Source organism: Luteibacter rhizovicinus, from assembly GCF_004342265.1.
Lineage (GTDB): Bacteria > Pseudomonadota > Gammaproteobacteria > Xanthomonadales > Rhodanobacteraceae > Luteibacter > Luteibacter rhizovicinus_B.
This window is the reverse complement of the sequence record NZ_SMCS01000002.1, coordinates 788,879-809,752: the sequence shown is the minus strand read 5'-3', so window position 1 is coordinate 809,752 and position 20,874 is coordinate 788,879. Positions and strand designations below refer to the sequence as shown.

Sequence of the window (20,874 nt, the reverse complement as noted above, 5' to 3'; positions counted from 1 at the left end):
CGCTGAGCCTTTTGCAGGAGCCCGCTTGCGGGCGAAAGCCAACGTAGCGGCGATGCCATGCGTGACATCCGCAGCCCGTAGATCGGGCTCGCGGAGGTGAGCATCCGTCCTCCTCGCCCTGTTGGCTTTCGCCCGCAAGCGGGCTCCTACAGGGAGGGTGGCTGCCAGGGACGTCGGGTTACACGGTGTTTCGCCCCGCCTGAAGGGCCTTTCGTCGGAAGAGGCCTTCCCTGCCCGGGTACCGGCGCTATGCTCGCCGGCAACTGATGGGGGAGCTAATCGGATGAGCAGCCTGTTTTTTCTTGCACGGATCGTGTTCGCATGGGCGGTGGCAATGGCCATCGCGATCATCGCGTGGCTGGCCATCGGCTGGTTCGGCGATCCGCCGTGGGTGCTGTTCGCCGCTGGCTTCGTATGGCTGGGCTTTCTGCTGATTCGTGCGGCCAGTCACCTGCATCGCGTACAGCTGATTGCCGGTCGCAAAGACAGCAGCCTCCTGGCGAACCGCCAGCGCCGCCATATCGAAGTGCCGTACGACGCGGACGAAGCGTTCGACATTATCGACGCCGCCGTGCGCGAACTGCCGCGCGTTACCCATGTGGAAAGTGCTCGCGACAGCCTGCAGGTTCGCGCCCGCATTCGTCAGGTCGAACCCTTTAGCCGTGAGCAGCCGGCTGGCAAAGGCAAAGGCCGGCGCGAGCACCGTTTCATGCTCCAGGCCACGGTCACGCCGGGCGACGGCAGCAGCAGCGTCACGCTTATCTGCGAACCCGAGCATGGGGCATGGTTCGACTGGTTCGTCGCCGACGGTGGCGGGAGCCTCGAGAATGCCGAAGCGATCGTCCGTGCCATGGCGCGTCGTGTCGCTGAGCGTCGTCGCCGCGAACAGGCCGAAGCGCGACAGACCGCGACCGAAAAAGAACTGACCGTCGCGCAACTTGGTCTGCTGCAAGCCCAGGTCGAGCCACATTTTCTCTACAACACCTTGGCGAATGCCCAGCAACTGGTGCGCATCGACCCACCCCGTGCCGATGAGATGCTCGGGCACCTGATCGACTACCTGCGCCGTTCCTTGCCGCGCGTCGACGGATCGCTGTCCACGTTGGGTGAGGAGCTGGACCGTTCGCTGGCCTATCTCGAAATCCTGCGGCTGCGCATGGGCGACCGGTTGGCCGTGCACGTCGACGTACCTGCGAATCTGCGCAGCGATCCGTTGCCTTCGATGATGTTGCAGACCGTGGTGGAGAACGCCATCAAACATGGTCTCGAACCGAAGACCGGCGGTGGCGGCGTGTGGATTCGCGCCACGCGGCAGGACGGCGTGCTTTCGCTTACCGTGGCGGACGACGGCCTGGGCTTCCGCAGCGATGGTGCGGGAACGGGCATCGGCCTGAAGAATCTGCGCGAACGTCTGCGCCTGACTTACGGCGCCGCGGCGACCTTCGTCATCGTCGCGAACTTCCCGAATGGCGTCGCCGCGACGATCGCGGTGCCGGTCGGAACGAAGGAGGGCGTCGCTCATGCCTGATTGCATCATCGCCGAAGACGAAGCGCTGCTGCGCGATGCGCTCGCCAGTATGTTGCGCGACGCATGGCCTTCGCTGGATATCGCACAGTCGTGCGAGGACGGTGGCGAAGCACTCGACGCCATTGCCACGCACCATCCCGACATAGCCTTTCTCGATATCCGCATGCCGGGACTGAACGGTTTGCAGGTGGCTGCGGCCGCGGCGGAAGCCAGTCCGTCCACGTTGATCGTCTTCGTCACCGCCTACGACCAGCACGCCATCGAAGCGTTCGATCGCGGCGCCATCGACTATCTGCTGAAACCGGTCACGGCCGAACGTCTGGAACGCACGTTGGCCCGCGTACGCGCAAGGCTGGCGGAAGGACGTCGCGATCCGGCCGCGCTGGCGACGCTTGCCAACGAACTGCACGATCCGGAGCCGGATGCCGCGAAAGAGCCGTTGACCTGGATCACCGCCAGCGCAGGCAGGGAAACGCGCCTGATCCTGATCGACGACGTCGTGTATTTCCGGGCGGACAGCAAATACACGCTGGTGGCGACGGCGGAAGGCGAGGCACTGCTGACGCGGCCGCTTCGCGACCTGTTGCGTCAGCTCGATCCGAGAATGTTCCGCCAGATCCACCGTTCGACGATCGTGAATCTCCGGCAGATTGCCTCGGTGATTCGCGACGATACCGGCAAGGGGGCGCTACGACTGCGCAACCGGCCGGAAACGCTGAGCGTAAGCCAGCCGTTCATGGCGTTGTTCCGTGCGATGTAGCGCGGGCGCCAATCGATGGGAGCAAAGGTCATGCGCATCCTTGTCGCATTCGTTTATTGCCTGATGTCGCTCGCGGGTTGCACGGATGGACGCGGCCGCACGATGGTCGTGAACTCCAGCGTCAACGGCGACTCCATACTCGACAGCCGCACCGATCTCGATCTTGGTACGGCGGCGTTTCATTGCCTGCATAGCGCGTCGGGCCAATGTCACTACGCGTTGTTCGTCAATGGCAGTTCGTTCCGGACCTTCTCGCTTGCGGCGGGCGACGATCTGAAACTGGTAGGGCTTCCCGACGACTTCGTGCAATGCGTAACGCAGCAGCCCGATGCGGTCACCGCCGATTGCAAGCCGGCGGCGCGGAAATCGTAAGCCGGCGTAGTTACCAGGTCAGATCGTCGGGTACCTGGAACTGCTTGTAATACTCGTCGTCTTCGTTGCTGGTGCTTTCGCCGGGCGTGCCGTGGTCTAGCAGGATGACGGACGCATCGCGCGTGTAGATCTTGTCGGCGGCGGGGCGCGGCAGCAGCGCATAGCTGTTGTCGTCGCGGGCAATGACCAGGACGCCTTTCGCTAGTTGTGCGCGAAGGGCTTCGTTGACCAGCAGTGTCTTGATCTTGTCGCCATCGGTGAACCGGTATTCCAGTTCGCCCTCGCGCTTGACCTTGTGCGCACCGATGATCTGGCGGATTTGCGCGCGCACTTCGTTTGCCTGGGCCTGCGTTTTGCGTTCGGCCTCGATGGCCCGATCGCGCTCGGCCTTCTCGGCTTTCAGGCGCTGCGCATCGATCTGTTCCGCCGCCGGCGGGACCGGTGCCTTGCCCTGGCGCTGCTTCGTCTGCTCGCGAACCGCCTGGGCTACCTTGCCCTTGGTCGTCAGGCCGGCCTTAAGTAATTGTTCCTGCAAAGGGTTACGCATCTGCATCGTTATTCGTTGAGTCGGGGCCGATTGTAGCTCGTGGCCGTCTCAGGGGCTTGTCGTCAGCGTTACGAACGCCTGTTCCTGCGCATCGCGGCGAATCATGCCGCGTCCGGGCCGGTCCAGATCCAGCGTCACGTAGACCACGAGTGCCGTGAGCAAGGCGAAACCCAGATGGCCGAAGGGGTGTACGACGCCGGACAGCGCTGAGGCATAGCCGCTGGTCAATGCGGTAGCCGTCGCCATCACGAACAGCAGCAGGACGATGACGTCGGGAATATGGATGGCCAGCGCGACCTGCCGCGTATGCGACAGACCGAACATGCGATCCAGCGCGGGGGACATCTGGCCGGTAGCCAGCGTGTTGGAAGGATCGTGCGAGAGCTTTGCTACCCGCTCCCATATATCGTTTTCGAGCACGGTCAACCGGGCCGCGATCTCTTCGCGTGTCGACGGGTCCTGCTCCGCGCGATAAAGCGCTACGTGCCCGTCGACGTATCGCGCCAGGTCGGCCCGGATCGCCGCTCCCGCATCGTCGGGATAGAGTTCGGTACGCTGGATCGCCGTACGTATAGCGTTCGCGGTATCGATCATCATCGCGCCGCGTGCGTCGTAGCGCGATGCGGCGCCCGAAAAAGTAAACGCCAGCAGCAGGCTCAACAGACCCAGCAGGCCACCTTCGACGGCACGGATCGAATTATCCCGCATGCCGCGCCTTCTGGCACGACGTGCCAGTACCGTGCCCGCCAGGGTAGCGAGCAGCATGGCGACGGCAAGGCCCATGCAAAGGACAAAGGCATCGATGCGATAAAGCCAGGAAGCATCCATCGAAACATCATCTCCCGATGTACCGTGAAAGCGACGTCAGGCCGCTTGTCCGTTATTGGGAATGCGCACGCGGACGCGCAGTCCGCGCCCCAGTGGCGAATCCAGCAAATCGATCGTCGCGCCGTGGAAATGCGCTGCACGCTGCACGATGGAAAGCCCCAGGCCGAATCCATCGCCGCCGGTTCCCGGCTCACGGTGAAAACGCGCGAATACCAGCTCGCGGCGTTCCGGAGGGATGCCGGGACCGTCGTCGACGACGTCGATCGTGACTTCCTTCGCGTCCTGCGCAATAGACAGGGACACCTGGCCTCCCGCCTGCACATGGCGCAGCGCATTCTCCAGCAGATTGCGCAGCATGGCCCCGAGCGCCGCCTCGTAACCCAGCATCGGAATATGTTCGGGCAGCGACGCCACGCTGAGTTCGACGTCGCTATCGGCGATCAGCGGAGATAATTCTTCGATGGTGTCCCGTGCGACGCGCCCCAGATCGACCGCCACGCGCGGTCCTGCGGCCGCACCGGCTTCGAGGCGGGCGAGGGCCAGCAACTGCTCGATGCGTCGCGCAAGCGATTCCAGGCATTCACGCGCGGAGCCGAGCGCGACACTGGCGTCTTCGCCACGCGGCACGGCCATGGCGTTTTCGAGGTTGATCATGGTGGACGAAAGCGGCGTGCGCAGTTCGTGCGCGACGTCCGCACTGAAGCGCCGTTCGCGCTCCAGTGCGTCTTCGATACTGCTGATCTGCGCATTGAGCGCGGCAACGACCGGTTCGAGTTCGCGCGGCGCATCGTCCAGCACGATAGGTGCGTGGCTTCCGGGCTCGCGCGCCGTCAGCGCGCCGACCAGGGCGTCGAGAGGACGCAGTCCGCGCCGGACCGCCCAGCCGATAAGCAACGCAAGCAACGGCAGCAGGATCAGCGGCGGCAGCCCATGTTCGATCCACAACGCATGCGTAATGTCGTGCCGGCTGTCGTAGCGCTCACCCACGCGAATGGTGACGCCCTCATCCGGATCGGCCAACGTATACACGCGCCACAAATGGTCGTTGGCTTTTGTGTCCTGAAAATCGCCATCCGCATCGGCGCCGTCCGGGCGCGGCAGCACGAGGAGATTGTCGGTAGCGAGGATGGCGTGGCCCTGCCGATCGAACACCTGGTAGCCGACTTCCGATTCGAACGTGTGTCCCTGCACCGTGATCGGATTGTCGTGAACCCCGGAAATCGGCACGTGAAGTCGGCTGTCCACTTGCTCGCGCAGCGCGTCCACGCCGATATGCCTGACCAGCACATCCAGCGTTCGCGCGGCCTGGGCCAGCCGGCCATCGGAAAGCTCGTCGATTTCCGCCAGTGTTTTCTTGAAACTGAAAAAACCGAGCGGCACGAGGATAACCAGCATCAGGCCGATGATCAGCCAGCGCAGGCGAGTCAGAATACTCATGGATTTCATGCGGCGTCCCGCGGAATCATGTAACCGAAACCGCGCACGGTCTGAATCGCTTCGAAGCTGAGCTTGCGTCGCACGGCATGCACCAGCACTTCGAGCGCGTTCGCGCTCATGGCGCTGTCGAGTCCGTAAATGGAGTTTTCCAGCGTTTCGCGCCGCACGATCCGTCCCGCCCGTTCGAGCAGGATCTGCAGCAGCGAGAACTCCCTGCGGGTCAGGTCCACCCGCTGGCCGCGATAGATGACTTCGGATGTCGCAAGATTCATGGACAGGGTACCCGCTTCCACAAGATTGTCCGCGAGACCCTGGGCGCGCCGGGTCAGCGAACGAATGCGTGCCGCCAGTTCGTCGAGATGAAAGGGCTTCACGATGTAGTCGTCGGCACCGGCATCCAGTCCCTGAATGCGCGATTCCAGCGCGTCGCGGGCGGTCATGACGATCACGGGCGTGCCGACCCGGGCACGTCGGGCCTCGATCAGCACGTCCAGTCCATCTTTACCCGGTAGGCCGAGATCCAGAAGGATCAGGTCGGCGGTCTGGTCGCGAAGCGCCATCAGCGCCTCGCCACCGTTGCGAAGCCAGGTAACCGTGTAGGAGAGGCGCTCCAACGCACGTTGAATGGCTGCGCCCAACTGGAGGTCGTCCTCGACGACGATGATGTGCACGGGTGGGTGTCTCCTTGGTCTTCCTTCGGAGCGAACCATATCGTATTGGTTGTGTTCTGCGCGGTGTTTGACCAGTTATTCGCTGGAGGAGCGTCGCGACTTGAGCGGGTGCTGCATGGAACCAGCCGACCCCCTCGCCGGGCCCACGTCGGGCGGTCGCTGCGCGACGCGGGTGGACTGACGGGGCTCGGTGAGCGGGCTTCCTGCCCGCGCACCGAGGAAGGGGCGTCCTGCCCCTTCCCCCTGCGGGGCCTTTTCCGCCAGTCCACCCTCGCCCTCCTACCGGGCCCGGCGAGGGGGCCGGCTGGTTCCACCGAGCGGCGACGCAATAGGTGTGACGAGCAAAGCGCACCACTGACAATCCCTTGTCCATCTCACCCCTCACCGTCGCTCCTGCGCAGGCGGGAGCCCAGTGCGGTGCAGTGGGTTATCGCGATAACGGTGATTCAGCACTTCCTGCAACCTCGAGGACATCGCGCTCAGGAGCGCTCCTACACAAGACCTGCCGCGACCTGCGCGCGAACCGCTGCCACTCCCTCACCGTCGTTCCGGCGTACGCCGGGGTGACGGTGAGGGCGGATGGATGTTTTCGACTTAATCCGAGAAACGCGCGCGGTAAGCATCGATGCACGACGCTACGGCGAAGAGATGATCGAGCGTGATCGCGATAACCCACTGCACCGCACTGGGCTCCTGCCTGCACAGGAGCGGCGGTGAGGGGGAGGCATGCCAACGGAAATCGGGCAGGTCGCGCTTCCGGTTTTCCATTCGATCTGCGCCACAGTTATATGGCCGTACAATGCCGATCGGGGAAGCATCACTTGGGGAAAATACATGTCGACCGGTCAGGATCAGCAGCTCGACGGCTGACGTTTTTTTCGGATGCGGTGTTCGCGATCGCGATCACGTTGTTGATTATCGAGATCCATGTACCGCATCCGGAGGTGTCCACGGATAAGGAATGGCTCATTACGCTCGCGAATCTCATTCCGAATTTCGCCGGTTTCATACTCAGCTTTATCGTGGTCGGTGCGATGTGGGTCGCGCATCATCGGGTGTTCGGGATGCTGCGGCGCCTCGATCCCACCCTGGTCTGGCCGAACCTCGTCCTTTTGATGGCGGTTGCCTTCATGCCGTTCTCCACGGCATTGATGAGTTCCCACTCGGCGGAAAGAGTGCCGGAACTTTTCTATGCGTTCACGCTGATCGTGGCCGGGCTGTTGCAGATACGCCTGATCCGGCGCGCACTGCGCGAGCCTTTCCTGAAGCCCGACGTATCCGCCGCCGATATCGCCATGATCCGCCGGCGCAGTCTTGCGTTGCCGATCATGGCGTCCATCGCCTTCGTGCTTGGCTTCTTCTGGCCCGGATTCAGCAATCTTCCGCTGGTGTTGATGCCGGGCGTGGTCGTTCTGTTCGCGCGCTGGCGCCGGGGGAAGCGTCCCGAGCCGGACGCCGGGGCGGTGGGTGGCTGAAATTACGCGGGCGAGTACGCTTCTTCCAGCGGGAAACCCTCGTCCAGCCAGCCCGTCACACCGCCGGCCATGAGTTTTACGGGACGCCCCAGTTGCGCCAGGCGTACCGCCGCTCGTGCAGCGCCATTGCAATGCGGTCCCGCGCAGTAGACGACGAAAAGCGTATCGGCCGGCCAGGCGGCCATGCGCGACTCGATGATCTTTCCGTGCGGAAGACTGACGGCACCGGGCAGGTGGCCGCGTTCGTACAGCGCGGGCGACCGCACATCGAGCACGACGAAATCCGGGTCCGGCTGGGCCATGGCTTCGTGGGTATCCCAGCAGTCGGTTTCGAACGCGAAGCCGGCCTCGAAATGCGCCAGGGCCAGTGCGGACGGAGCGGCGGGAGTGCGGGTGACTGCGGTCGGCATGGGCGGGTTCCGGGTGGTGGATGTGGGGCCATTGTTCCCCCGGGCCCTTCGGTCTTACAGTGGCGGTATTGCCATTGTTCGATCAAATCAGGCCATTCATGCCGATGCCCGCGAAAATGCCCAATCCGCTTGTCATGGCCCTTGTCTACGACGGGTTGTGCAACTTCGAATTCGCTTGCGCGGCCGAGGTCTTCGGACTTCCACGCCCCGAACTCGATGCGAGCTGGTATCGCTTCGAAACATGCGCGACGGAATCCGGACCGCTGCGTGCGGCGTACGGTATGCGTATCGCGGCCGACCACGGTCTTTCCCGGTTGCCCGAGGCCGGGACGATCATCGTGCCGGGGTGGAAGGGTATCGACGTTCCCGTTCCGCCAGCTTTGATTCGCGCGTTGCGCGCCGCGCACGAACGCGGCGCGCGACTGGTGTCGATCTGTTCGGGAGCTTTCGTACTCGCGGCGACGGGTCTTCTCGATGGCCGTCGGGCGACCACGCACTGGCGTTATGCGGATGCGCTGCGCACGCGTTATCCCGCCATCGAAGTGGATGCCGATGTGCTGTACGTCGACGAGGGCCAGGTGATGACGTCGGCGGGAAGCGCTGCGGGCCTCGACCTTTGCCTGTATCTGGTACGCCGCGATCACGGACCTGCGATTGCGAACGCGGTGGCGCGTCGACTGGTGGTTCCACCCCATCGCGAAGGCGGGCAGGCGCAGTTCGTGGAGCGACCCGTCGCCACGCGCGAACGCGATGCGATGTCTTCGGTACTCGATTACATGCAACGACACGCCGTCGAACCACTCACCATCGCGGCGCTGGCATCCCGCGCGACGATGAGCGAGCGCACGTTCCTCCGCCGCTTTCGTCAGGCGACAGGCGAGACGCCGGGCGACTGGCTCGTCAAAGCGAGGCTGGAACGCGCGCGCGAACTGCTGGAAACCACGAGCCTGTCGATGGACCGGATCGCACAGCAAAGCGGATTCGGTACGTCGATGACGTTGCGTCATCATTTCCGGGAACGTCTGGGTGCCAGTCCCACCAGTTACAGGGCCCGTTTCGCCGGTAATTGACCATGATGGCGCTATCGATCGTCGTGGCGCATGATCCGGTCACCATCAATGCCGTGGAGGCGGTATGCCCATCGAATTGAAGATGCTTGGCTGGTCGGTGTTGCTGGGGTTGGTTTATATCGTTGTGGCGACCGGTCTGGGGGCCATGCAACGTGGATTGGCCTGGAACGCAAGCAACCGCGACGGATCGACGCCTGCCCTGACCGGGGCCGCGGCTCGTGCGGACCGCGCCGTGCACAACCTGCTTGAAACCTTTGTATTCTTTGCCGCCGCGGTGCTCACGGTTGTGCTGGCGCAACGAACGTCGCCGGCAACCGCCCTGGGTGTCCAGCTTTTCTTCTGGGCACGTCTCGTGTATCTGCCGGTTTACATCATCGGCATTCCTTACCTGCGGACGCTGATCTGGGCGGTTTCCATATGGGGCATAGTGCAGGTTCTCGCGGTGCTCTTCTGACCATCGGCATCGGGCGGCACTTCTGAAAATCGGCGGTGACACGCTAAGCTCCGCTGAACCGACAAGCGGGACTTTTATGACAAACGATATTGTGTCGTCCGCCGCCGACGACGAAAACCGCGCCGTGCTTCGGGAGATGGTGGAACAGGGCGACGATCTCTCCATTCCTCGCGAGATGGATTTTTCCATCCTCTTTCCGACGGAGGGCGCTGCCCTCGAGTTCGCGATTCATCTGCTTCGGAACGATCTGAAAGTATCGTTCTCGGCGTATGAAGAAAACGAAGAACTGCCGTGGGAAGTTCGGGTTCACCCCTTCATGCTGCCGACGGTAGAAAACATCTCGGGTTTCGAGACGTTGCTCGCCGACGGTGCCGAACCGCTTGGCGGTAGCAACGACGGTTGGGGTTGCGAGTCGCAGGGGTGAGATAAAGTCCCACCCCTCCCGACCCTGTACCTCACGCCTTGGCGTGCTGTTCCACGGCATCCATCACGCGTGCCGAATAAACGAGCGCCGCGCCCGCGTTGAGCGCGATGGCGACACCCAGTGCCTCCGCGATTTCCTCGCGGCTGGCACCATGCTTCAGCGCTTCGCCGGTGTGCACGGTGATACACCCGTCGCAGCGCGTGGTCACGGCCACGGCCAGTCCGATCAGTTCGCGGGTCTTAGCGTCCAGATGGCCGGTCTTCTGCCCGGCTCTGGAAAGCGTCTGGTAGCCGGCAATCGTATCGGGGGTGAGCTTGCCGAGCTCGCCGATCTTGCTCATCAGTTCGTTGCGATATGTCAGCCAGTCGAGCATGGGATGTCTCCATCGATCGCGATGCGGAGGGCGGGTTGCTCACCGCTGTCGATACTATGGACCCGTGGGGAAACCGGCGACATCGCTTGTCGCCGCGGTCGATTGCCCATTCGTCTCAATCGTTGCCGCTGAGTTGGCGGCGATAAGCGCTGGGCGACTGACCCTTTTCGCGCTCGAAGGCGCGGATAAAGGCGGAGTCCGACTGGAAGCCAACCGACGCGGCAATCTGGCCGACGTTCTCTTTCGTGCGCGACAGCCTGACCGCCGCGGCATCCATGCGCATGCGCGTAAGCATGGCCGCTGGCGTGTCCTGCGTCGTCTTTTCGAAGAGGCGGATAAAGCTGGCGCGCGACATGTGGCATGCGTCCGCAAGGGCGGGAACCGTCACATCGTCCATGTATCGCGTCAGCATCGTCACGGCGGCCGGCCGCAGACGCGGTTCGCGCAACAGGCCGATAATGCCTTGCAAATGGCTGTCGGTCCGCCACCAGTAACGGAGAGTAAGCGTGAACAGCGACTGGGAAAGCGTCCCCATAAGGGCGCGCGATCCATCCGAAGGGTTCTGTATCTCGTAACGCATCAATGCCACCACCGACCGGGCGGCCTGGATGCAGGGGCCTTCTCCCGCCGGCAGATGCAATACGCGAGGCAGCGCGCGAAGCAGCACGGTGGCGCCTTCGCCGAAGTCGATGAGGCCGCAGAACAGATCGAGCGCCGCGGTACTTTCGTCGTCGCTCTTGCGCCACTGCACCAGCGGATGAGGCCTTAGCCGGTACGCCGGCGGCGCGGCGCCTTCGTCTTTCGCGTTCGCCGCGAGGGTGTGCCTGTCTCCGCCCGGCAGCATGATTACGTCGCCCGTTCCCGCGACGAAGGGCGGTTGTCCGGCGATCTCGACGTAAAGCTCGCCGTCGACGACGACGTGATATCGCACGGTGCCCGGCGCCTCGGCCTCGTGAATAAGCGACCAATGGCCCGACCACTGGCAACGGGCATCCAAATTCCCTCGCCCGGGATGGGCCTCGATCAGTTCGCTGAGAATGTCCATGACGCAGAGACCTTGACGGTGCGGTTGAGACGATAGGGCAACGGAGCGCGACGCTGGCGCATAGGCGTTCTTATACCTCGTGCCTATCGTTGACGCTGGTTACCCACCGCATGATGACCGGTCACAGGAGAGCGCCATGACACAACATCGTTTGTCCTATCGTACGCAGCGAGTCGAGAACGTCGACGTTTTCTACCGCGAAGCCGGCGATCCCGCCGCACCCGTCCTTCTCTTGCTGCATGGATTTCCGACCGCAAGTCACATGTTCCGCGACCTGATCCCTCTTCTGGCTCAGCGGTATCGTGTGATCGCTCCCGATCTGCCGGGCTTCGGGCAAACGAAAGCAGCACCTCGCGGGGAATTCAGCTACACGTTCGATGCCCTGGCGCGCATCGTCGACGGTTTTACGGTCGCACTCGGTCTGAAGCGGTATGCGCTATATGTGTTCGACTACGGCGCACCCACGGGTTTCCGGCTTGCAGCGGCGCATCCCGAACGCGTCACGGCTATCGTCAGTCAGAACGGCAATGCATACGTCGAAGGCCTGAGCGGCGTATGGGGGCCGTGGCAGACGTACTGGCGCGAGCCGACCCCAGAGCATCGCGAGGTATGTCGTGAAGCGTTGTCTCCCGAGGCCATTACCTGGCAGTACACGACGGGCGCCGATCCCGAGCGCCTGTCGCCGGATGGCTACACGCTCGATATCGCCTACATGGCGCGACCGGATGCCGAAGAGATTCAGCTCGACCTGATACTGGATTATCGAAGCAACGTGGCGAAGTATCCGGAGTTCCAGGAATACTTCCGTCGCCACCAGCCGCCCTTCCTTGCGGCATGGGGGCGCCACGATCCGGCGTTTCTCCCGGCTGGCGCGGAGGCATACAGGCGCGACCTGCCCGACGCCGAGGTCCACCTGCTGGACACTGGCCATTTCGCCCTGGAAACCCATGCGGAAGAAATCGCGGCGTTGATGTTGCCGTTCCTGGACAGGCACGCCTGATACCCGGTTCGCGACAGGAGTCCGGTTTTAGACATTGCGACAACACTCGACGGCGCACTGTGACGACAGGAGGCGGGCGAGATGTCACGAGTGCTCTGGCTCATCTGCGTGGTTGCGATAGGCATTTCGCTGGTGGCCTTCGCCAGCGAATCCCCTGGGCCGGTACGGACAAACGCCGGTTTCGTAGCCCGCATCGAACTGACCGGCCCGATCGGGCCGGCCACGGAAGAGTATGTCCACGGCGCGTTGCGGCACGCCGCCGAAGACGGTGCCACGGCGGTTGTGTTGCAGATGGATACGCCCGGTGGCCTGGCCGAATCGATGGACGGTATCGTCGCCGACATCCTCGCTTCGAAGCTGCCCGTTCTTGGCTATGTCGCTCCGGGTGGCGCGCGGGCGGCCTCGGCGGGCACTTATATCCTGTATGCCTGTCCGATCGCGGCGATGGCGCCGGCCACGCATCTGGGTGCGGCGACGCCGGTCAGCCTGGGCGGTCGTTCACCCATGCCGGCACCGGCGCAGAATCCGCTCGCGCCCGCGAAATCGGCCAGCACGCCAGCGCAACACGAACCGGCACCCGATGCCGAATCGCAAAAGGTACTCAACGACGCTATCGCGTCCATCCGTTCATTGGCCCAGCTGCATGGCCGTAACGCCGCCTGGGCCGAACGGGCGGTGCGCGGCGCGGCCACATTGACCGCCAGCGAAGCGGCCGATCAACACGTGATCGATTTCGTCGCGGCCGATGTCGCATCGTTGCTGGCGCAGGCCGACGGCCATAGCGTGAAGGCCGGCGGACAAACCATTACGCTGAAACTGCGCGGCTTGCCCGTGAGCGACTATCTGCCGGACTGGCGAGAGCGTTTCCTTGCCATCATCACCAATCCGACCATCGCTTATGTCCTGCTGATGGTCGGCATTTATGGCCTGATTCTCGAGGCGTTTCATCCTGGCGCGTTTTTACCGGGCGTCGTCGGAGGCATCTGCTTGCTGATCGGTCTGTATGCCTTGCAATTGCTGCCGGTGAACTACGCCGGACTGGCGCTGATGGCGTTGGGCCTCGCTTTGCTTCTGACGGAAGTATTCGTGCCTATGGCGGGTGTGCTGGGTGTCGGCGGCGTGGTCGCGTTCGTGCTGGGATCGATCATGCTGTTCCGTACGGGGGTGCCCGGTTATGCGGTGAACCTGGGTGTGATCGCCGGCATCGCGAGCAGTGCGATCGTTTTGCTCGCGTTGCTTTTGCGATTGGTAATGCGTGCGCGCCGGGCCCACGTATTCAACGGCGACGAACAGATGTTGCGGGCTACCGGCGAATTGCTGCAGGCGGTAATGGCCGGTGGCGAAAGCTGGGCACGCATCGGCGGCGAGAGCTGGCGCGTGCATAGCGAGGCGGCGCTTCCCGCCGGTACGCGCGTGCGCGTGACAAGTCGTCAGGGCTTGTTGCTCCAGGTGATACCTGTGCCGGCGCGCGAAGGAGAACTTTCATGATCGGATTCACTGGCGTTGTCGTAGCCATCGTGGTGGCACTGCTGTTTCTGTCGATCAAGGTGTTGCCGGAGTATCAGCGGGGTGTCGTGCTGACGCTCGGTCGTTATACGGGAATCAAAGGGCCCGGCCTGGTGATCCTCGCTCCGATCGTGCAGCGGATGACGCGTGTGGACCTGCGCGTCACGGTGATGGATGTGCCGCCCCAGGATGTGATCTCGCGCGATAACGTTTCGGTACGCGTCAACGCCGTGGTGTACTTCCGCGTGATGGAACCGGATAAGTCGGTATTGCAGGTGGCGGATTTCCTGCAGGCCACCAGCCAGCTGGCGCAGACGCGACTGCGTTCGGTACTCGGTCAGCACGAGCTGGACGAAATCCTTGCCCAGCGCGATTCGATCAATCGCAGCCTGCAGCAGATACTCGACGAGGCGACCGATCCGTGGGGTATCAAAATCGCCAATGTCGAAATCAAGGATGTCGACCTCAACGAAACGATGGTGCGTGCTATAGCCCGCCAGGCCGAGGCCGAGCGCGAACGCCGCGCCAAGGTGATTCATGCCGAAGGCGAATTGCAGGCGGCTGAGAAACTACGCGATGCCGCCGCCATGCTGTCGCAGCAGCCGCAGGCTTTGCAGTTGCGCTATTTGCAGACGATGGTCGATGTGTCCAGCAGCGGCAAGGCTTCGACTATCGTATTTCCGCTGCCGCTGGACCTGATCAAGCCGCTGATGGATCTGCTGCCCAAGCCCTGAGATGGGTTGACGTCAGCTTGCGTCGTTCCCGTCGTACTGCTTTCGCGATGTGAGGATCTCGCTCACGTGATTGCGTGCCCACGAACCCAGCGGTTCCACGGCCGTCCACAAGGTACTGCCGAGTTTCGTCAGCTCGTAGTCCACACGCGGCGGCGTGGTGGGATAAACCGTCCGGGTCACCAGCCCGTCCCGCTCCAATCCCCGCAGCGTGAAGGTGAGCATCCGCTGTGAAATACCGCCGACCATGCGCTTGATCTCGTTGAACCGTTTCGGGCCATCGCCAAGCAGGACAACGATCAGCACGGTCCATTTATCGCCGACCCGCGCCAGGATGGAACTGATGGCGCGGCAATCCTCGCTGGCTGTATCGGGTAGGTGGACGGTCATTCCGGTGTTCCCAGGTATCAGAGCTGTGCGTTCTTGTGAACGATAGCTCGGGTATCTATGTTAGTCCAGGTAACTATTTGATACCTGACTTTCATCTTGGCGAACCACAGGACTAAACGAATGACCGTCATTTCCGTCATTGTCGGCAGCACCCGCGAAGGCCGTTTCTCCGAAAAGCCCGCGCACTGGATTCTGAAGCACCTGGAAAAGCGCGATGGCATCGACGCACGCCTGCTCGACCTGCGCGACTTTCCGATGCCGTTCTTCGACCAGCCCATGACGCCGGCCATGCCCGGGCGTCCGGCATTCGAAAACGATGTCGTCCGGCGATGGACCGCCGCGATCGCGCAATCCGATGGCTTCGTCTTCGTCACTCCCGAATACAACTACGGTCCGGCCGCGGTGCTCAAGAACGCGCTCGACTGGGTTTATCCGGAGTGGCATCGCAAGGCGGCCGGCTTCGTGAGCTATGGCTCCGCGGGCGGTGTGCGCAGCGTGCAGCAGCTTCGTGAATCGATGATCGAGCTTCAGGTTGCCCCGATCCGCACGTCGGTCCATATCCCCGTCGCGACGTTGTGGGCTCATTACCAGGGCGGCGATGTCGACGCGGGACTAGCCGAGTTGGGCCAGCCCGCCGACGCGATGATCGACGATCTGCTCTGGTGGACCGCCGCCTTGAAATCGGCCCGCGCCGGGAACGTCTGACCACCCATGCGCGGCGGTTCGCTTCCGCGTTATTTACCGAGAATTGCCATGTCTCTTGCCACAGCTAAATCGCTATCCCCGAGTCGTACGCGGTCGATCGTGCAGCGCACGCGCGGCCGGACGCACGGCCCCATGACCCGTTTGATGAGTCCATCGGACGTCGGTCAGATCCTGAAGCCGTTCGTGTTTCTCGATCTGTTCGATCACAGCGGCGCGCCGTTCGCCGGACCCCTGCATCCCCACTCGGGTATCGCGACGCTGACCTACCTCGTGGAAGGCGCGGTGAACTACATCGACCCCGACGATACGAGAGGCACGCTGCCGGCTGGCGGCGTCGAATGGATGCAGGCGGGACGCGGTATGTGGCACGGCGGCGGTCTCGACGAAGCGGGCCGGACGCGAGGATTCCAGCTATGGATTGCCTTGCCGCCGGAACTGGAACTGGGCCCGACGTTCAGTGTTTACCAGGCGCCGGAAGACGTGCCGACGGATGGTCCGGCGCGGGTGCTGTTGGGCAACTACGGATCGGCGTCGAGTGCACTGAAGTCGCCTTCGCCGATCAATTACCTCGCCGTGCGCCTGAAGGCCGGCGAGCGCTGGCGCTACGAGCCCCCGGCGGGCCACACCGTTCTGTGGGTCGCCGTCGCCTCGGGCGCGCTATCGGCGCCCGAGGAGTTGCAGCACGGGTATCTGGCGGCATTCGAACCATCGAACGAAGCCGTCGAATTCGAAGCGTTGACCGATGCCGAGTTCGTTCTCGGCTCGGCTGTTCCGCACGAGCATGACCTGGTGATGGGGTATTACTCGGTGCATACGTCGCCGGAAGCGCTTCGCGATGGCGAAGCGCATATCCTGTCGATCAGGGAGCATCTCGTGCAGGAAGGACGTTTGTAAGCACCTGTATTGAACCGGTTCGTTACGGTTGGGCTCGCGGAACCACGGTAAAGGTGATCTTCGACGGATGCGCGGTGTCGTGATGCACCGCGTTGTGCGCGATGACACCTTTGGCCTCGTCGTAGTTGTTGCCGCCCGTATTGAGATTGCGATCGAAACGAGGGAAGTTGCTGCTCGATACAGCCACTCGCAGTTTGTGACCGGGGAAGAAGAAGTTGCTCGTGTCGATGGGCTGGAAGGTCACCTTGTAGACCTCGCCGTCCTTCATCCACACGGGTGGTTTCTCGTAGCCTTCGCGGTAGCGCATGCGCTGGATGTTCTCGGTGAGATTGAACGCTTTGCCGTCCGGATAGACGTCCATCACCTTGAAGGTGAAGTCGGTGTCCTTCGCGCTTGAGGATACGTAAAGCGTTACGGTGATCGGGCCGCTGACTTCGGTGCCTTCGCTGAAGGGTTCGGAGTCGTAGACCAGCACATCGTTGCGTGCTTCCTGCGAGGTCTGGTCGAACGAGCCGAATTTTACCGCGGTGCCCTGGCAGCAGCCGCCACCGCCGAAGGTCGGCACGGGATTGGCCGGGTCATAGACGAAGGTGTCGGGACGGTCGGTATCGCCGGCGGCCGCGACAAGTTTGCCGTCGCCGTAGAGGGTGTTGGCTTTGCCTTCACTGGTAAAGAACAGGTCGCGCGTGATCGCACCGGCGGGCGGCCAGGTGGGCGAATTGCGCCATTTGTTTTCGCCCATCACGTAGTACATGACCTTCGGTTGCTTCGCGAGTACCTCGCTGTCCTGGCCCTTCAGGAAACGATCGAACCAGCCATAGACCAGTCCGTCGTAGTCGAAGCGGGCATCGCCCACGTCGAGGTCGCCGATCATCGTGTGCTCGGTAGCGCGCGTGTACGCGCAGTGCAGTACCGGCGCGATGATGGCGTATTGCTGATCGGCGATGGCTTTGGGTGCGGTGGCTCGCACGTGGTTATAAGCGGCGAGATTCGGCGAGACGGATACGTCGAACCAGCTCATGAACCAGAGCCCCGGTTTCTTCACCTGCATGTTGTCGTGCCACAGGCCGCCCTTGTACCAGGCCGGACTGTTGGGCGTGCGGGCGATCATATTGCCGCCGGTGGGTACGTCCATCGCATCGGCGAAGATGCCTTTCGGCGCATCGATCGACTTCATGATGTCTTTCACGGGCAGGTGCCAGAACGCTTTGTTCCAGTCCACCGGCGGCATGGCCGGATCGAGATCGAAGGCCTTCGAGGCGCGGATGAGGTCCGCCTGCGATGCGTTGGACGGGAACATGGGCCGCACCTGGTTCTGCTCGCCGTACAGCCAGTCGATGAAAAGCATCTGCACGGCACCGCCGCGATACCAGTTGCCTTGCTCGTAGTAGGGACCGACGCGGCCCACGCCGGCACCGAAGCCCTGCACGTTGAACGCGGCCAGGCCCGGTTCGTTCTGGGCCACCACGGCCAGTTGCCACTCGGCGGTCGACGAACAGCCCGTGGTGCCGACCTTGCCGTTCGACCACGGCTGCGACGTCATCCAGCGGACCGCGTCGGTACCGTCGGTGACGGGTGCCCCCAGGATCTCGTAATTGCCTTCCGAGAAGTAATGGCCGCGCTCGTTCATTTCCACGTACGCATAGCCGCGTTTCACGGCAGCCAGTTCGCGGCTCATGTCGCGTGGCGCACCGATCTTTACGTCCCAGAAATTGAAGTTGTACGGCGTGCGAACGAAGATCGCGGGGACTTTTCCGGTGGCGTCCTTCGGACGGTAAACATCCGCCGCCATGCGCTTGCCGTCGCGCATCTTCACCATCACCTTGCGATCGATGACGGCGATGTCCCCGAGTTGCTTCTCGATGTCGTTGCGCTTGGCGACAAGGGCTTTCTGTTCGGGCGTCTGAACGGCCTGCGCCGCGACGGGCTGGGCCAATGCGAGCAGGAACGTCGCCGCGCCAAACGACAATGCGGTTCCGGCGGAAGACAGGGCAGGGCGCAGCGGTCGCATGGCGTGGCCTTTTGGGGTAATCGCCGCAGTCTGGCAAATTGCTCCCGAAGGGTAAATGTCGTGACTAATGGCACGGTGCGTATGAAGCGCGTGCCAGCGGAGCCGTGTTCTCCTTCGCCGGATATTCGTTCTACGTTGAATGCATAGCGCGGGAACACGAGTACGCCGTCCGCGAACTGGAGCAGCGCAAGCCGGAACGGCAGCGTGGCGAAGCCTCATTCTCGATTTGTCTTCTGTGCAAACGATGGAGCAGATGCTTCGGAGCTATCCCGGTGCCATCGTTATTGTTTCCCACGACGAGGTGTTTCTCGGCGGGTTCGGCATGGATGCTCGGTTGGATGCGGGTTCCGGCGGTTGTGTGGTGATGCCCTGGTAGTAAATCGAGCCCGAGGTGTGAAGTCATTCATTATCTTCAATCCGTTTTTCTCGCGCTCCATTCGATGCAACTGCGAAAATGACTCTGACTACCGGAACGTGAGCGTTGTCACGAAATCATGGTGTTCGGATAACGCCTACGCGTCTATCAGCTATCCCCTACAGGCATGCCCCGTCCCACGGTGTTAACTCGTAAACAATTTCGCTTCACTTTCTATTCGTGAGCGAGACAGGGGCGGTCAACGTCATCGCACACATCCAGGGGACGGTATGCGACTCATAATATTCTCGATATTGCTGTTGGCCACAGGGCCTGCTTCAGCCAATGACTATTACTATGTCATCTACAATATTCCCCCGTTGGCTGACGCGCATTTCGCGAGTGCCGACGAAACGTGTCACGCAGCATACGACTACAGTCAATCCGTTATTTTTCCTGCGCGAGCCGGAAAAAATCCGGTCGCGCCTCTTCCGTATCAACCGCCCACGGTTTTCCAATCCTACCCGCCAAAAGTACTGGTTTACGGGTGCCATACCTCCGCAACAATTTCCTTCCTGGATAGCAACGGCAATGTCACCTCGACTTCAGTGACTAGTATTGGTTACTACATTAGTCGAGAAGGTAACAATTGCCAGGATGGGCAGTATTACAACCCCGTTTCCGGTGCCTGCCAAACCTCGGATCAGGAGCAGCCGTATAAGGAACTAGGCAACCCAAATAACCCTGCGGTGGTAGGTGTAGTGTCCTGTGGCGACCCTATCAACGTTGGTACGGGCAACGTATTTGAGGAGGAGGTGGATTACGAAGATACGGATGGAGAGCTCCGCTTTAGTCGTACCTATAATAGTGAGATAGGTACTTGGGACCACAGTTATGCGGCGCTGCTTGCTCCTGTGGATCCACATTCTCTTGCGATGAATTTCGCGGATGGTCGGCAGTCCGTCTTCGCAGTGGAGAATAATGTAGCCACCGCTGAGCCAGGCGAAATGGGGACGGCGACCTATCAAGGGGGGCAGTGGACCTACGCGGCTCCAACCAATGAAAAAATGACTTTTGATTACCCCCGAGGTCGCTTGATCAGGTGGCAGAACGCAAACGGCCTGGCCCAGACGTTGAGCTACGTTACCGACACCGCCTACAACACGACGGCGACGGTGACGGATTCGCGTGGACATAAGCTGACTTTCGTGGCCGATGTTAGCGGCCGACTGTCGAAAATGACCGCAGGCGATCTGGTTGTTAGCTACCAGTTCGACGCATCGGCACGTCTCGCGTCGGTAACGCGCAGTTGGCCAGGGCACGCAGCCACGCGTACATTTCTGTACGAAGATGAGGCCAATCCAAAGAAGATCACTGGCCTAATCGATGAGAGAGGCGTTCGCTCAGCGAGTTGGACTTACGACTCGCAGGGCAGAGCACTCTCGAACGAGCTGGCTGGTGGCGCCAATAAGGTGTCGGTTGTCTATGCCGACGATGGTTCAGCGACAGTGATGAATGCGCTTGGCCATGCCGTCGTGTATCGGTACAGCGTTGTACAAGGCGTCAAGCGTGTTACCGCCATCGAGGGTGAGCCAGCACCTGGATGCCCTGCGGCCAATTCCAGTTATACATACACCGTGAATGGACAGGTCGCGACAAAGACAGACGCGCTGGGGCATGTAACCTCGTACACCTACGATGCGCTCGGACGTGAAACGCGACGAGTCGAGGCTGAGGGTTCGATTCAGGCTCGCACTACAAGCACGACTTGGGATGGCGAAAGCTTTCGTCCAGCGACCGTGACAAGCGTTGATCGGATTACTACGTATTCGTACGATCCGAAGGGCCGATTGCTTTCCACTAACGTCCATTCAATCAAGGAATGATG

The 20,874-nt window shown here is 62.1% G+C and carries 22 protein-coding genes; 13 read left to right on the top strand and 9 right to left on the bottom strand.

All coding sequences use genetic code 11. From position 1 onward, the window contains the following. Nucleotides 1–283 precede the first annotated feature (283 nt). Genes EC912_RS07795 through EC912_RS07785 form a run of 3 tightly spaced genes read left to right on the top strand, consistent with a single transcriptional unit; the run spans nucleotide 284 to nucleotide 2,660 of the window. Entirely contained in the window at nucleotides 284–1,528 is a 1,245-nt protein-coding gene (locus tag EC912_RS07795; RefSeq protein ID WP_132142562.1) for a sensor histidine kinase, read from the top strand. Then, complete coding sequence (locus tag EC912_RS07790; RefSeq protein ID WP_132142561.1) at nucleotides 1,521–2,288, top strand: LytR/AlgR family response regulator transcription factor; 768 nt, start codon at nucleotides 1,521–1,523, stop codon at nucleotides 2,286–2,288. Before EC912_RS07795 ends, EC912_RS07790 begins: the two co-directional genes overlap by 8 nt. A 30-nt stretch (nucleotides 2,289–2,318) precedes the next feature. Then, the gene (locus EC912_RS07785) at nucleotides 2,319–2,660 is read left to right on the top strand and encodes a hypothetical protein (RefSeq protein WP_132142560.1); all 342 of its coding nucleotides are present in this window, start codon (nucleotides 2,319–2,321) and stop codon (nucleotides 2,658–2,660) included. Between the two features lie 10 nt (nucleotides 2,661–2,670). Here EC912_RS07785 and EC912_RS07780 read toward each other — a convergent pair whose 3' ends face one another. The 4 genes from EC912_RS07780 to EC912_RS07765 are packed head-to-tail and all read right to left on the bottom strand — an operon-like array spanning nucleotide 2,671 to nucleotide 6,143. Next, entirely contained in the window at nucleotides 2,671–3,207 is a 537-nt protein-coding gene (locus EC912_RS07780) for a DUF2058 domain-containing protein (protein WP_132142880.1), read from the bottom strand. Between the two features lie 48 nt (nucleotides 3,208–3,255). Continuing rightward, nucleotides 3,256–4,035, bottom strand: a complete 780-nt coding sequence (locus EC912_RS07775; RefSeq protein WP_132142559.1) for a hypothetical protein — start codon at nucleotides 4,033–4,035, stop codon at nucleotides 3,256–3,258. 36 nt (nucleotides 4,036–4,071) lie between these two features. Next, nucleotides 4,072–5,472, bottom strand: a complete 1,401-nt coding sequence (locus EC912_RS07770; RefSeq protein WP_343136933.1) for a sensor histidine kinase — start codon at nucleotides 5,470–5,472, stop codon at nucleotides 4,072–4,074. A gap of 5 nt (nucleotides 5,473–5,477) precedes the next feature. Beyond that, entirely contained in the window at nucleotides 5,478–6,143 is a 666-nt protein-coding gene (locus EC912_RS07765) for a response regulator (protein ID WP_132142557.1), read from the bottom strand. A 788-nt stretch (nucleotides 6,144–6,931) separates the two neighbouring features. On the opposite strand from EC912_RS07765, the gene EC912_RS07760 reads away from it, so the two are divergent. Then, nucleotides 6,932–7,618: a TMEM175 family protein gene (locus EC912_RS07760; protein ID WP_132142556.1), complete on the top strand. Its 687-nt coding sequence runs from the start codon at nucleotides 6,932–6,934 to the stop codon at nucleotides 7,616–7,618. Between the two features lie 2 nt (nucleotides 7,619–7,620). Here the strand turns inward: EC912_RS07760 and EC912_RS07755 are convergent, their stop codons facing one another. Beyond that, the gene (locus EC912_RS07755) at nucleotides 7,621–8,028 is read right to left on the bottom strand and encodes a rhodanese-like domain-containing protein (RefSeq protein ID WP_132142555.1); all 408 of its coding nucleotides are present in this window, start codon (nucleotides 8,026–8,028) and stop codon (nucleotides 7,621–7,623) included. Nucleotides 8,029–8,144: 116 nt separating this feature from the next. On the opposite strand from EC912_RS07755, the gene ftrA reads away from it, so the two are divergent. From ftrA to EC912_RS07740, 3 genes are all read left to right on the top strand, one after another. After that, on the top strand, nucleotides 8,145–9,098 hold the full coding sequence (gene ftrA / locus EC912_RS07750) for a transcriptional regulator FtrA (RefSeq protein WP_207906782.1): 954 nt from the start codon (nucleotides 8,145–8,147) through the stop codon (nucleotides 9,096–9,098). Between the two features lie 64 nt (nucleotides 9,099–9,162). Continuing rightward, nucleotides 9,163–9,552, top strand: coding sequence for an MAPEG family protein (locus EC912_RS07745; RefSeq protein ID WP_132142553.1), 390 nt, complete (start codon nucleotides 9,163–9,165; stop codon nucleotides 9,550–9,552). A gap of 76 nt (nucleotides 9,553–9,628) precedes the next feature. After that, the gene (locus EC912_RS07740; protein ID WP_132142552.1) at nucleotides 9,629–9,976 is read left to right on the top strand and encodes a ribonuclease E inhibitor RraB; all 348 of its coding nucleotides are present in this window, start codon (nucleotides 9,629–9,631) and stop codon (nucleotides 9,974–9,976) included. Nucleotides 9,977–10,007: 31 nt separating this feature from the next. Here EC912_RS07740 and EC912_RS07735 read toward each other — a convergent pair whose 3' ends face one another. Together EC912_RS07735 and EC912_RS07730 are read right to left on the bottom strand one after the other, a co-directional pair. Beyond that, complete coding sequence (locus EC912_RS07735) at nucleotides 10,008–10,349, bottom strand: carboxymuconolactone decarboxylase family protein (protein ID WP_132142551.1); 342 nt, start codon at nucleotides 10,347–10,349, stop codon at nucleotides 10,008–10,010. 115 nt (nucleotides 10,350–10,464) lie between these two features. Further along, a complete protein-coding gene (locus tag EC912_RS07730; protein ID WP_132142550.1) occupies nucleotides 10,465–11,394 on the bottom strand; it encodes an AraC family transcriptional regulator in 930 nt (309 codons plus the stop codon). Between the two features lie 136 nt (nucleotides 11,395–11,530). On the opposite strand from EC912_RS07730, the gene EC912_RS07725 reads away from it, so the two are divergent. The 3 genes from EC912_RS07725 (at nucleotide 11,531) to EC912_RS07715 (ending at nucleotide 14,634) form a co-directional block, all read left to right on the top strand. Further along, entirely contained in the window at nucleotides 11,531–12,394 is an 864-nt protein-coding gene (locus EC912_RS07725; RefSeq protein WP_132142549.1) for an alpha/beta fold hydrolase, read from the top strand. Between the two features lie 81 nt (nucleotides 12,395–12,475). Continuing rightward, nucleotides 12,476–13,882 carry an NfeD family protein gene (locus EC912_RS07720; RefSeq protein WP_132142548.1) on the top strand — a complete coding sequence of 469 codons (1,407 nt, stop codon included), beginning with the start codon at nucleotides 12,476–12,478 and terminating at the stop codon, nucleotides 13,880–13,882. Beyond that, nucleotides 13,879–14,634 carry a slipin family protein gene (locus EC912_RS07715; RefSeq protein WP_132142547.1) on the top strand — a complete coding sequence of 252 codons (756 nt, stop codon included), beginning with the start codon at nucleotides 13,879–13,881 and terminating at the stop codon, nucleotides 14,632–14,634. The genes EC912_RS07720 and EC912_RS07715 overlap by 4 nt, the downstream gene beginning before the upstream one ends. A gap of 12 nt (nucleotides 14,635–14,646) precedes the next feature. Here the strand turns inward: EC912_RS07715 and EC912_RS07710 are convergent, their stop codons facing one another. Next, nucleotides 14,647–15,021, bottom strand: coding sequence for a winged helix-turn-helix transcriptional regulator (locus EC912_RS07710; protein ID WP_132142546.1), 375 nt, complete (start codon nucleotides 15,019–15,021; stop codon nucleotides 14,647–14,649). A 120-nt stretch (nucleotides 15,022–15,141) separates the two neighbouring features. On the opposite strand from EC912_RS07710, the gene EC912_RS07705 reads away from it, so the two are divergent. Next, nucleotides 15,142–15,726 (top strand): NADPH-dependent FMN reductase, encoded by a 585-nt coding sequence (locus EC912_RS07705; RefSeq protein WP_132142545.1) that lies wholly within the window; start codon nucleotides 15,142–15,144, stop codon nucleotides 15,724–15,726. 132 nt (nucleotides 15,727–15,858) lie between these two features. Beyond that, on the top strand, nucleotides 15,859–16,620 hold the full coding sequence (locus tag EC912_RS07700) for a pirin family protein (protein WP_243649188.1): 762 nt from the start codon (nucleotides 15,859–15,861) through the stop codon (nucleotides 16,618–16,620). Between the two features lie 22 nt (nucleotides 16,621–16,642). On the opposite strand, the gene EC912_RS07695 is transcribed toward EC912_RS07700, so the two are convergent. Continuing rightward, a complete protein-coding gene (locus EC912_RS07695) occupies nucleotides 16,643–18,631 on the bottom strand; it encodes a CocE/NonD family hydrolase (RefSeq protein ID WP_132142543.1) in 1,989 nt (662 codons plus the stop codon). A 645-nt stretch (nucleotides 18,632–19,276) separates the two neighbouring features. Between EC912_RS07695 and EC912_RS07690 the strand changes: the two genes are divergently transcribed. After that, complete coding sequence (locus tag EC912_RS07690) at nucleotides 19,277–20,872, top strand: RHS repeat domain-containing protein (protein ID WP_132142542.1); 1,596 nt, start codon at nucleotides 19,277–19,279, stop codon at nucleotides 20,870–20,872. The last annotated feature ends 2 nt before the right edge of the window (nucleotides 20,873–20,874 follow it).